The organism is Bradyrhizobium nanningense, assembly GCF_004114535.1.
GTDB lineage: Bacteria > Pseudomonadota > Alphaproteobacteria > Rhizobiales > Xanthobacteraceae > Bradyrhizobium > Bradyrhizobium nanningense.
The window spans coordinates 1-11797 of the sequence record NZ_LBJC01000063.1; the positions used below are offsets into that span (position 1 = coordinate 1).

Sequence of the window (11797 nt, forward strand, 5' to 3'; positions counted from 1 at the left end):
ACCGCAGACACTCGGCTATCGGCTATATCAGCCCGGTCGAGATGGAGCTAAAATCGGCTTGAACCCTGTCCACTTTTTTGGGGGAAGATCAAGCCTGGATTGCTTCGTCGCAAGAGCTCCTCGCAATGACGAGATTGAGGCAAACATCCTGCTCCCAACAGTCACCGAGCGCGCGGCGGATCAAATCGCCCGCGCAAACATACGAAAGCCGGGAGCTCCGATGATCGTCTCGAAAGCGGGGTCACGCTTCTCTTCCGCAAAGACAAAACCCGCCCTCGCGTAGGCGCGCTCGGCGGGCTCGTTGCCGATCAGGAACGAGATCGTCGCCCGGGCAAACCCCGCCGCTTGCCCCTTATCCAGCGCATGGGCAATCAATGCCTGCACCAGGCCAAGACCGCGATAGGGCGGATCGGTCGCGACATACTCGATCATCCAGTCGCCCTCGCCGCCCTGAACCCAGCAGGCCCGCGTGTAGGCGCCGCGATAACGAATGGCTTCCAGCTCCGTCGCAGCGAGGCCGGTCGCAGCCGCAACTTCCTCGATCGCGCGCCAGGCCGCAGGTCCCGTACCGGCGGCGGGCAGCGCGCACAGCGCGGCGGCCGGCTTGCCGTCGACCTCGGCGACCAGAAATTGCGAGACGTGCCACATCGACACGGCATGCGCGACGGCGATGCGCGCGATGAAGTCGCGGCACTGCGCATCGGGCCAGCCGAGCGCGACATCGAACCAGCCGCGCGAGCAATAGCCGCGCTGCGATGACAGGATGGTCTGGACGATGAATGCGGCGTCGTCGGGACGCGCCGACCGTATCGTCATGCGCGCCCCCAGTTACGACGACCTTACGTGTTCTTCAACGCCACGCGGAATTCGGCTTCGGTCTTGGCCTTGACCTCGTCGAGCGAAACGCCGTCGGCGAGCTCGATCAGCGCCATGCCGCCATTGCCGTGCTTGTCGATCGTGAAGACGGCCAAATCCGTGACGACCATGTCGACGACGCGCTCGCCGGTCAGCGGCAGGTTACACTTCTTCAGGAGCTTCGGGCCGTCCTTGGCCGAATGCTCCATCACCACGACGACGCGCTTGACGCCGGCGACGAGGTCCATCGCCCCGCCCATGCCCTTGACCATCTTGCCGGGGATCATCCAGTTGGCGAGATCGCCGTTCTGGGCCACCTGCATGGCGCCGAGGATCGACAGGTCCATGTGGCCGCCGCGGATCATTCCGAAGGAATCCGCGCTCGAGAAATAGGAGGTCGACGGCAGCTCGCTCACCGTCTGCTTGCCGGCATTGATGAGATCGGCATCCACCTCGTCCTCATAGGGGAACGGTCCCATGCCGAGCATGCCGTTCTCGCTCTGGAGGCTGACGTCGACGCCATCCGGAATGTAGTTCGAGACCAGCGTCGGGATGCCGATGCCGAGATTGACGTAATAGCCGTCGCGCAATTCCTTCGCGGCGCGCGCGGCCATCTGTTCACGGGTCCAGGCCATCAGATTTCAACTCCAGTGCCGGCCGCCGGCGCATTCGTCGGACGCGGGCGGGTGTTGCGGAATTCGATGCGCTTCTTGGCCGTGCCGACCTCGACGATGCGCTTCACGAAGATGCCGGGCGTGTGGACGTGGTCGGGATTGAGTTCACCGGCCGGAACCAGATGCTCGACCTCGGCCACCGTGATCTTGGCGGCGGTCGCCATCATCGGGTTAAAGTTGCGCGCGGTCTTGCGGTAGATGAGGTTGCCGGCGGTGTCGCCCTTCCAGGCATGCACGATGGCGAGGTCGGCGAACAGGCCGCGCTCCATCAGGTACTTCTCGCCGTCGAACTCCTTCACTTCCTTGCCTTCGGCGATCAGCGTACCGACGCCGGTCTTGGTGTAGAAGGCCGGAATGCCGGCGCCGCCGGCGCGGATACGTTCGGCGAGCGTGCCTTGCGGATTGAATTCGAGTTCCAGCTCGCCGGCGAGGAATTGCTGGGCGAACAGCTTGTTCTCGCCGACATAGGACGAGATCATCTTCTTGATCTGCCGCGTTTCCAACAGGCGGCTGAGCCCGATGCCGTCGACGCCGGCATTATTGGAGACCACCGTCAGGCCCTTGACGCCGGACTCGCGGATCGCATCCGACAGCGCCTCGGCGATGCCGCAGAGGCCGAAACCTCCCGACATGATCATCATGTTGTCTTTCAAAATGCCTGACAGAGCCGACTTGGCGTCGGGATAGACCTTGTTCATGCAAATTACCTTCGACTGAACCTTCGGCTTGGAGGCGTCGCGCCCTATTGGCGGCGATTATTAGGCGAAATCGTCTAAAGCCGTCAATGATACGGGGTTCTCCGCGCCGCGCCCGGGTGGTAGAAGCTGCCCGCGCCGTGGGCAGAACCGTCCGCGGCCTTGAAAGCGACAAGAAAACCCATCAAGTTGCGGGGGTTGGGGGTGGGCACGCAGGTTTCCCGACCCGCCCTTCTGGCTCCAACGACCAACCCGATCAGGACATGCCATTGACCATGGCCCAAGGAATGAAGCGCCTCGGGACGCCGATCGCGGCGCTGCTCGGCGTGGCGCTGATCGCCCTGATCGGGACCTCCTGGCTCATCAACCGCGACGCCCTGCGCAAGGCGGTCGAAGCGCAGATCCGCGACGTCACCGGGCTCGAGCTCAGCGTCGCGGGCAACATCGACATCTCGGTGCTGCCGGCGAGCTACATCTCCTTCCACGACGTCGGCCTCAAGGGTGGCGGCACCAGCGATTCCGCGCTCCATGTCGAGGTGCTCACCGCCAATCTTCGGCTGCTGCCGCTCTTGCTGCAACGGTTCGAGATCGCCGACCTGACGCTGCTGCGGCCGCGTATCCATGTCAGCCTGAAGCCGGACGGCGAGAGCAACTGGACGCCCTTCATCCAGACCATCGCGCGCACCATGAAGCCCGGGGCCGAGAACCAGGTTTCGTTCTCCGAAATCCGGATTCAGGATGGCGTGCTCGAGTACGAGGACGCCGCCACCCGCGCCACCGAGCAGCTCGACGACATCGACCTGTCGCTGGCATGGCCCTCGATCTCGCGCTCCTTCGCCGCGACGGGACAGTTCGACTGGCGCGGCGAGCGCGTCGACGGCTCGATCAGCTTTTCCGATTTCGTCGCCGCCCTGTCCGGCGAGCGATCGGGTTTGAAGGCACGGATCGCCAGCACGCCGCTCAAGCTCGCCTTCGACGGCAGCGTCGCCAACCGCACCAGTCCGATGATGGAGGGTACGCTGACGATCGACAGCCCCTCCTTGCGCAACGCGCTGCGCTGGACCGGGCAGCCGCAGCCCGCCAGCGGCGGCTTCGGTCGCTTCGCGCTGAAGGCGCGCGCCAACGTCGTCGGGGCCTCGATCGCGCTCACCAATGTCAATGTCGAGCTCGACGGCAACGCCGCCGAGGGCGTCATGACCTACGCCAATAACGGCCGGCAGACACTGCAGGCGACGCTTGCCGCGGACGCGCTCGACTTCACACCTTATATCTCCACCTTCCGCCTGCTCGCCAGCGGGGCGCGCGACTGGAACAGGCAGCTGTTCGATCTCCAGGGATTGTCGACCACCGACCTCGACATGCGCCTGTCGGCGGCAAAGCTCACGGTCGGGCCGACCAAGCTCGGCCGCACCGCGATCGGCGCCAATTTGCGCAACGGCACGCTGGCGCTCTCGGTCGGCGAGGCGCAGGTCTATGGCGGCATCGCCAAGGGCTCGTTCGGCATCGCCCGCTCCGACACGGTCGCCGACATCAAGGCGCAATTCCAGTTCACCGACGTCGATCTCCAGGCCTGCGCCACCGAACTGTTCGGCCTCAACAAGCTGTCTGGCCGCGGCAACATCAACGTCTCGCTGTTCGCCTCGGGCTCGAGCCCGTTCGGCCTCGTGCAGTCGCTCGACGGCAGCGCCACCGTCACCGGGCACGACGGCGCGATCTCGGGCTTCAATGCCGAGCAGCTTCTGAAGCGGCTGGAACGGCGGCCGTTGTCGGGCGGCGGCAATTTCCGCAACGGTTCGACGCCGTACAACAATCTCACCATCGCGGTGAGATTCTCCGACGGGATCGCCACCGCCGAGGACATCCGCATCGAAGGGCCGGCCGCGAAGATCACGCTGACCGGCACCGCCTCGGTGCCGACGCGCGAATACGACATGAAGGGGGTGGCGAGCCTCAATACGACGTCCGGCTTTCAATTGCCCTTCATGGTGCAGGGCCCGTGGGACGATCCGCTGATTTTCCCCGACCCTGAAAGCCTGATCCGGCAGTCGCCCGCGGCGTCCCCCTTCCTCGATCTCCTGAAGCAGCGCATCACCGGGGGCGGCAAGCGCCCCGCTCAGGACGGATCGCCGACGGCGGAGAATGCAAAGGAAGGCGCCAAGTCGAACTAGAGTAAGTCGAACTAGAGTGCCTTGTCGGGTCGCAGCCACAGGTTCGCGTAAGAAACCAATACCTGCGACCGAGTTGTCCGAAGATGACTGTCAAGCGGCCGATCGCGTCGTTGAAACCCAGCTCTTGCCATCCCGCATCACTGTCGCCCCGGCGATCTTTGTCCCAACCGGGAGCTCGACACTGCCATTCTGTCCCAATTCACGGTCCAAGACCTCGCGGTCACAGGCGTCCTCCCATAGTGAAACGGTGATGGCGGCGACACAGTTGCTGATCATGCTGGTCAGCGCCCGCGCTTCCGACATGAAGCGGTCGATGCCGACAAGCAGCGCCACGCCGGTCACGGGCAGATCCGGCATCACGGAGAGCGTTGCGACAAGCGCGACGAAGCCGCTGCCGGTGACACCAGCCGCCCCTTTGGACGTCAGCAGCATCAGCCCGAGCATCGCCCCGATCTGCCCCCATCCGAGGTGAATGTCGCAAGCTTGCGCGATGAAGATCGAGGCCAAGGTGAGGTAGATCGCGCTGCCGTCCAGATTGAAGGAGTAGCCCATTGGCAGCACGAGCCCCGACACGCCTTTCCTGCATCCGAGTTGCTCCAGCTTGCGCAGTGCGCCAGGCAGCGCCGGCTCCGACGATGACGTGCCGAGCACGATCAGCAGCTCTTCCCTGAAGTAGCGGATCGTCTTCCACAGGCTGAAGCCGTTCAGCCGCGCCAGCGTACCGAGCACGACCACCACGAACACGGAGCAGGCGAGATAGAACGTCAGGATCAACAGTCCAAGCGAGCCGATCGAACGGACGCCGTAGCGGCCCACGGTGAACGCCATGGCGCCGAAGGCGCCGAGCGGCGCGAGCTTCATGATCAAGCCGAACGACACAAACAGCACGTGCGAGAACGAGGCGATCGCCTTCGTCACCGCAACGCCCCCATCGCCGGCACGGCTGAGGCCAAAGGCGATCAGGATCGAGACGAGCAGGACCGGCAGCACCTCACCATCGGCGAACGCTCCAAAGAACGAATGCGGAATGATGTGCAGCATGAAGTCCGCAAATCCGCTGGCGCCTGCCTGCTTGGCGAATTTCGCCGCCACCGACGGATCCAGCGTGCTGACGGAGACATGCATGCCTACGCCCGGTTGGATCAACGAGATGGCGATCAACCCGGCCAATAGCGCGAGCACCGTCAGCAGATAGAACAGCGCCATGGATTTCACCAACGTGCGGCCGACCTCGCGAGAATCGCTGATGCTGGTGATGCCGCTGACGATGGTACAGAACACGATCGGCGCGATCATCATCTTCACCAGCTTGACGAAGCCGTCTCCGAACGGCTTCAGCGCAGCGCCGAATTCGGGCCAGAAATGGCCGGTGAGGACACCCAGCACCACGCCGATCAGCACCTGGATGTAGAGAATCCGGTAGAATGGCTTTCGAGCCTCGGTGCTCGGGTGCCCGACCAGCGCTTCCTTGTGCATTCTCATTTCTCCCATGGCTCTGATTTTTTGTGATGGCGTCGGAAGCGGCGGGCTTCAGGCCGCCAGCACCGCCTGAGGCAGGTGCGATCGGCGGGCGAACACATGTCCCTCGAAAATGCGCCGGGCTGTCCGCTGCACCCGAGCCACCGGGCCGGGCTCCAGCCGAACTACGAGTTGACCGGAGGGGTGAGCCAACGTGATCGGCTCCGGCGGTGCCAGCGGTCCCACCATCTCTGCAGCGATTGTCCCGGGCGTCACACAGGCCGTCGCGATTGCGACAGCTCCGGTCACCGCCAGCGCGCTATGGCAATCGTGCGGCATGAAGTACCTGACGTTCAGCGCCGCCTCGCCCGCTGGCGCAAGCAGAACAGGCTTCGGGATCACCATGTTCGCGGCATTTGGAAAGCCCATCAGGCGCCCGACCTCGATACGCAACCCTTCAAGACGCGCGCGGAAGCCGCCGCCGGCGAAATCTGAAGGTGCCTCACGGCCGGTCCATCCCAGATCCGCTGCTCGGACCAGCATGACGGGCATGGCCGCGTCGATGCAGGTCACATCGATCCCTTCGATGCGGTCGATCGGGCGTCCCGTCGGTAGGAGGCGACCGGTGCGGGCACCGGCCGCGTCAGGAAACGACAGTTCGATGGGCGCGGCCGTTCCCGGTACGCCGTCGATCCGCGCCTCGCCCTCGTAGGTCACCCGCCCTCCCGGCGTGGCAATTGTCGCATCGATCAGCTTGCCGGTGTTGACATTGTGGATGCGCACATGGGTGCGATCTGCGGTGGCGGCGACCAGACCGGCTTCGATTGCGAACGGCCCCACCGCTGCAAGCATATTTCCGCAATTCGGCGAGGTATCGACGATGCCCTCACGAACTCGCACCTGGGCAAACAGGTAATCGACGTCAGCACCGGGCACCGTGGCCGGCCCGACGATCGCGACCTTGTTGATGACGGCATTGCCCCCGCCGATTCCGTCGATTCCAAGATCGTGTCCACCCCCCATCACAGACAGCAGGACCGCGTCGCGCGACCTGGGATCGGCCGGAAGATCGCGGGCCAGGAAAAACGGTCCGCGCGAGGTGCCCCCGCGCATGACCACACAGGGAATGGCAATCTGATCGTTCATGGAACTCTTCCGTTCGGCGATATATCGCCTGAACCAGAGCATCCTCCCTCTGAACTCTTTTGTAAAATGCAAATATCTGATGTATTATTCCATCTATCGTAATAATGGATCACGCCGTGAACGCAGAACTGCTCGACCTCAAGGCGTTCATCACCGTCGCGGAGACGGGAAGCTTTGTCCGGACCGCCAAGGCGCTGAATTTGTCGCAGCCGGCGCTCAGTCGCCGTATCCAGAAACTGGAAGAAAGCCTCGGTGCACCGTTGCTCGAGCGATCGACGCGCCACGTCAATCTCACCATGACCGGCCGTGACTTCCTGCCGAAGGTGCGCCGGCTCATCGACGAGTTCGAGACCTCGGTGCTCGCCATCCACGATATCGGCGCGCGAAGTTCAGGCCTGGTCTCGGTGGCTGCGGTGCCGACAGCGGTGTTCTACTTCCTGCCGCGTGCGATCGGCCGGTTTGCGGAAGCATATCCGCGCATTCGCATTCGGATTCTTGACATCGGTGCCAATGAGGGACTGGAGGCGGTCGCGCGCGGAGAAGCCGACTTCGGCATCAATTTCATCGGTGCTTCGCATGCAGAGATTGAATTCGAGAAACTGGTCGAGGACCCTTTCGTGCTGGCCTGCCGCCATGATCATCCGCTGGCGTCGCGCAAGCAGGTCAGCTGGTCGGAGATCGTACCGCACCGGATCATCACCGTCGGTCGCAACAGCGGCAATCGCGCGTTGATCGACAACGCATTGGCGCGACAGGGCCTCCAGTTGAACTGGTCCTATGAAGTTGCTCATCTCTCGGGTTCGCTTGGCCTGGTCGAAGCGGGCCTTGGCATCGCCGTGCTCCCGAGGCTCGCGACGCCCGCCGCCGGCCATCCGATCATCCACACCATTCGTCTGGTCGAGCCGGAAGTGTCGCGGACGATCGGAATCGTGCGCAGGCGCGGGGCGACACTATCTCCTCATGCCAGTCAATTTCTCAAGATGCTGCTCGAGGCATGGCGCGCTCCTTCCAGGGCCAGCGGGCAAGGCAAACCGCGATCCCAACCCGCCGAGGCAAGTTCAAACACGGCATCGACGGGTCCGAAGCGGAAACGCTGATAGCTCGCGGCAGAATGGAAAGGCCATTCCGCTCAGGTTCCTCGGATTGGCCCGCTTGTGTTCGGAGACATTTGGCTCTCTGCAGCCGGCGCACCGCTGCGTTGCAAGCAGGTTGCGTTGCGTTCAGGCCTCTTACCGCCTAATAGGTCTTTCGCCTGCGGCGAGCGGGTGTGGAGCTTGCGCATGGGTCAGGTCAAGAACACACAAGGCGAATTGATTGCCGGGAATTGATGCGGCGATTGGATTGATGCGCGCGTTAAGCACTTCCACGAGCCTCTGTCCCCTCGACCTATGTCTGACAACATGCCGCTAGATCGGACTACCGCCATGCGCTAGTGTTTTATACGACCGGTTAAAAACACCGGCCGTTTGAGGGAGAAAAACGTGAAATCCAAGGTTATTGGCGCAGTATCACTGGCGGTCGCTGCGGCCGGGCTGTTTGCAGCCGCTGCACCCGCATTTGCGCAGCAGAAGACGATCACGGTCTGGTGGGGCAAAGGCTTCTATCGCTCCGAAGACGACGCTCTGATCGAGACGATCAAGAAGTTCGAAGCCAAGACCGGCATCAAGGTCGAATTGTCGCAATACGCGATCCAGGACATGATTCCGAAGACGGTCGCCGCTCTCGATGCCGGCACCGTGCCCGATGTCGCCTATTCCGATTCCTATGACGTCCAGGCGCAGGGCAAATGGGCCTATGAGGGCAAGCTCGAGGATCTCTCCGACGTCATGGAGCCGATCAAGGGCCGTTTCGTGCAGAACACGCTCGACGCGTCGATCCTCTACAACGACGTCGCCAAGAAGAAGGCCTATTACGGCTTTCCGCTGAAGCAGCAGAGCATGCACGTCCAGATCTGGAACGACATGCTGGAGAAGGCTGGCTTCAAGCAGGCCGATATCCCGAACGACTGGACGGGCTACTGGACGTTCTGGTGCGACAAGGTGCAGCCGGCGATCCGCAAGGCGACCGGCCAGCGCATCTATGCCGTCGGCCAGCCGATGGGCGTGGAATCCACCGACGCCTTCCAGTCGTTCTACACCTTCATGGACGCCTACCACGTCAAGCTGGTCGACGATGACGGCAAGCTCACGGTCGACGATCCCAAGGTTCGCGAGAACCTGATCAAGGCGATGAAGGACTACACCGACACCTATATCAAGGGCTGCACGCCACCGTCCTCCACGACCTGGAAGGATCCCGACAACAACGTCGCCTTCCACAACAAGACCATCGTGATGACCCACAACTTCACGATCTCGATCGCGGCGAAATGGTACGAGGACTCGCAGAACCAGGCTCTTACGCCCGAGCAGCGCGAGGCCGGCAAGAAGGCCTATGAGCAGGACATCATCACGTCGTCCTTCCCCAAGGCGCCCGATGGCTCGACCATCAAGTACCGCTCCGACGTCAAGACCGGGCTGGTCTTCACCGCGGCCAAGAACAAGGCCGAGGCCAAGCAGTTCATCAGCTTCCTGCTCCAGGAAGAGAACGTCCGTCCCTACATCGAGGGCGCGCTCGGCCGCTGGTTCCCCGTGACGAAGGAAAGCCAGGAAAGCCCGTTCTGGCAGGCTGACAAGCACCGCAAGGCCGTCTACACGCAGTTCAAGGGCGGCACCGCACCGTTCGACTTCACCAAGAACTGGAAGTTCACGATTCTCAACAACGAGAACGTGTGGGCGAAGGCGATGAACCGCGTCGTCAGCGAGAAGGTTCCGGTCGACAAGGCGGTCGACGAACTGATCGCCCGCATCAAGCAGGTCGCGGGTTAATTCCCCCGCACCTCTCCCCGCGTTGCGGGGAGAGGTGTAAGAACAACACCGGCCGCGTTTCGCGGCCGGCTTCTCTTTGAAGAGTCCGAAAAGAATGGCGATCACGCTCTCTGGCGATCAGGCAATCCCCGGCCCGCCCCTGTCGTCGCGGCTAACCCCGGCGCAGATCTGGGGCATCGTGCTGCTCGCGCCCTATCTGCTCGTCTTCCTGGCCTTCGTGGTCTATCCCGTCTGCTACGGGCTGTGGCTGGCGCGGGCGCCCTCGAACTATGTCGCCCTCTACAACGACCCGATCTTCGCGCGCGCCGCGGTCAACACGCTGATCTTCCTGGTCATCGGCATCAACATCAAGATGCTGATCGCGCTGTTTCTGTCCGGCTTCTTCGCCCAGCAGCGCCCCTGGATCAAATGGCTCTCGGTGATCTTCATCCTGCCCTGGGCGGTGCCGTCGATCCCGACCATCCTGTCGGTCCGGTTCATGCTCAATCCCGAATGGGGCATGATCAACCATTTCATCTTCTCCCTCACCGGCGATGACGGCCCGAACTGGCTCAACGACCCGACCGTGGCGCTGACCATGGCGATCGCCGTCCACATCTGGAAGTCACTACCGTTCTGGACGCTGATCCTGATCACCGGTCGCCTTGCGATCTCGCACGATCTGTTCGAGGCCGCCGAGGTCGACGGCGCGAGTTGGTGGCAGAAATTCCGCTACATCACCTGGCCGTCGATGCAGACGCTCTACGTCACCTGCACGCTGCTCTCGATGATCTGGACGCTCGGCGACTTCAACAGCGTCTATCTGCTCACCGGCGGCGGCCCGGCCGACCTCACGCATGTGCTGTCGACGCTCGGCATCCGCTATCTCCGGCTCGACCAGCTTTCGCTGGCGATGGCGTCCATCGTCTGCGCGATGCCGTTCGTCCTGCCGCTCGTGTACTTCATGATGAAACGGTTGTCGCGATGAAGCTCCCCTCCTTGCGCGAAGTCGGGACCGAAGCGCGGCTCCTGCTGATCGGCATTCCCGTCTTCCTGTGGACGATGATCCCGATCTATCACATGTTCCTGTTCGCGATCTCCCCGAAGGAGGACGCGTTCTCGGGCAAGCTGTGGCCGGACCATCCGACGCTGCACAACTTCGAGATCGTGTTCAAGCAGCAGCACTACTTCCTGCGCGATTTCTACGTCCAGTTCTGGAATTCGGTGGTGATCGCGGCATCCGTCGGCGTGCTGACTCTGTTCATCGCGACCGCGGCTGCGTTCTCGATCTCGCGGCTGAAGGTGCCGGGCGGACGCATGGTGCTGAACCTCGCGCTCTTCACCTATTTCATCCCGGCCGCGTTCCTCGCCGTGCCGATGTACCGGACCATGGGCAATTACGGCCTGCTCAACAATCACTGGTCGCTGATCCTGGCCATGGTGACGATCGCCTCGCCTTACGCGATCTGGGTGCTCAAGCAGGCCTCCGACAAGCTGCCGGTCGAACTGGATGAGGCCGCCGTGATGGACGGCGCGACGACGCTGCAGATCTTCCGCCTGGTCTATCTGCCGCTGATGATGCCCTCGCTGGTCGCAATCGGCACCTATGCGGTGCTGCTGGCCTGGAACGAATATCTCTACGCGTTCCTGCTGCTCTCCAACGATCACGAGATCACTCTCCCGGTCGCGCTCGGCAACTTCCTTGCCGCCGACGATTCGCCCTGGGAGCTGTTGATGACCACCGGCTTCATCTACGCACTGCCGCCGGCCGCGGTCTATTACGCCTTCCGCCGCTACATGGTGGGCGGGCTCACCGCGGGTGCGGTGAAGTCGTAGCCTTCTCTTCGTCATTGCGGGCGAAGCGAAGCAATCCAGACTTGGACCTCCCCTAAATCGGTGGACACCTATAGCTTAGGCAGCGAGAGGTGTCAGATGGCAAAACGGCAACGTCGGTC

At 62.8% G+C, this 11797-nt stretch carries 10 protein-coding genes; 5 read left to right on the forward strand and 5 right to left on the reverse strand.

Annotated features, from left to right (window positions below):
- Positions 1–180: 180 nt before the first annotated feature.
- Genes XH84_RS31990 through XH84_RS32000 form a run of 3 tightly spaced genes read right to left on the reverse strand, consistent with a single transcriptional unit; the run spans position 181 to position 2227 of the window.
- Complete coding sequence (locus XH84_RS31990; protein ID WP_128917806.1) at positions 181–816, reverse strand: GNAT family N-acetyltransferase; 636 nt, start codon at positions 814–816, stop codon at positions 181–183.
- 23 nt (positions 817–839) lie between these two features.
- Entirely contained in the window at positions 840–1490 is a 651-nt protein-coding gene (locus tag XH84_RS31995; protein ID WP_128917807.1) for a 3-oxoacid CoA-transferase subunit B, read from the reverse strand.
- Complete coding sequence (locus XH84_RS32000) at positions 1490–2227, reverse strand: CoA transferase subunit A (RefSeq protein ID WP_128917808.1); 738 nt, start codon at positions 2225–2227, stop codon at positions 1490–1492. Before XH84_RS32000 ends, XH84_RS31995 begins: the two co-directional genes overlap by 1 nt.
- Positions 2228–2499: 272 nt before the next feature.
- Between XH84_RS32000 and XH84_RS32005 the strand changes: the two genes are divergently transcribed.
- Positions 2500–4392 carry an AsmA family protein gene (locus tag XH84_RS32005; protein ID WP_164936037.1) on the forward strand — a complete coding sequence of 631 codons (1893 nt, stop codon included), beginning with the start codon at positions 2500–2502 and terminating at the stop codon, positions 4390–4392.
- Between the two features lie 90 nt (positions 4393–4482).
- Here XH84_RS32005 and dctA read toward each other — a convergent pair whose 3' ends face one another.
- Together dctA and XH84_RS32015 are read right to left on the reverse strand one after the other, a co-directional pair.
- Positions 4483–5868, reverse strand: coding sequence for a C4-dicarboxylate transporter DctA (gene dctA, locus XH84_RS32010; protein WP_128917810.1), 1386 nt, complete (start codon positions 5866–5868; stop codon positions 4483–4485).
- A 54-nt stretch (positions 5869–5922) separates the two neighbouring features.
- On the reverse strand, positions 5923–6996 hold the full coding sequence (locus XH84_RS32015; protein ID WP_128917811.1) for a 4-oxalomesaconate tautomerase: 1074 nt from the start codon (positions 6994–6996) through the stop codon (positions 5923–5925).
- Positions 6997–7100: 104 nt separating this feature from the next.
- Here XH84_RS32015 and XH84_RS32020 point away from each other — a divergent pair, with 104 nt between their 5' ends.
- From XH84_RS32020 to XH84_RS32035, 4 genes are all read left to right on the forward strand, one after another.
- Positions 7101–8093 carry a LysR family transcriptional regulator gene (locus XH84_RS32020; RefSeq protein WP_128917812.1) on the forward strand — a complete coding sequence of 331 codons (993 nt, stop codon included), beginning with the start codon at positions 7101–7103 and terminating at the stop codon, positions 8091–8093.
- Between the two features lie 384 nt (positions 8094–8477).
- Positions 8478–9863, forward strand: a complete 1386-nt coding sequence (locus XH84_RS32025; protein ID WP_128917813.1) for an ABC transporter substrate-binding protein — start codon at positions 8478–8480, stop codon at positions 9861–9863.
- A gap of 94 nt (positions 9864–9957) precedes the next feature.
- Positions 9958–10830, forward strand: a complete 873-nt coding sequence (locus XH84_RS32030; protein ID WP_128917814.1) for a carbohydrate ABC transporter permease — start codon at positions 9958–9960, stop codon at positions 10828–10830.
- Positions 10827–11678, forward strand: coding sequence for a carbohydrate ABC transporter permease (locus tag XH84_RS32035; protein ID WP_128917815.1), 852 nt, complete (start codon positions 10827–10829; stop codon positions 11676–11678). Before XH84_RS32030 ends, XH84_RS32035 begins: the two co-directional genes overlap by 4 nt.
- Positions 11679–11797 lie beyond the last annotated feature (119 nt).